The 525-nt window shown below is 42.9% G+C and carries 1 protein-coding gene; it reads right to left on the bottom strand.

Going from position 1 to position 525, the window contains the following annotated elements; all coding sequences use genetic code 11:
* A partial coding sequence (locus tag AC59IL_RS38950; protein WP_496557673.1) for a hypothetical protein occupies nt 1-525 on the bottom strand: 525 nt, incomplete at both ends.

Consider the following 525-nt stretch of genomic DNA (forward strand, 5'->3'; position numbering starts at 1 on the left):
TCTGCTCTTTGTCTGCACGATCTTTATCTTCCTTATCTTTTTGTTCTTTAGCTATCCGATCTTTTTCTTCGCGATCTTTCTGCTCTTTGTCTGCGCGATCTTTGTCGTCACGATCCTTTTGTTCTTTAGCTATCCGATCTTTTTCTGCACGATCTTTTTGCTCTTTGTCTGCGCGATCTTTATCGTCGCGGTCTTTTTGTTCTTTGGCGATGCGATCTTTTTCTTCCCGATCTTTCTGCTCTTTGGCAGCGCGATCTTTATCGTCGCGGTCTTTTTGTTCTTTGGCAACGCGATCTTTTTCTTCGCGATCTTTTTGCTCTTTGTCTGCGCGATCTTTATCCTCACGGTCTTTTTGTTCTTTGGCAATGCGATCTTTTTCTGCACGATCTTTTTGCTCTTTGTCTGCGCGATCTTTATCGTCACGATCCTTTTGTTCTTTAGCTATACGATCTTTTTCTGCACGATCTTTTTGCTCTTTATCTGCGCGATCTTTATCGTCGCGGTCTTTTTGTTCTTTGGCAACGC

This window comes from Niastella sp. sgz303648, assembly GCF_059587045.1.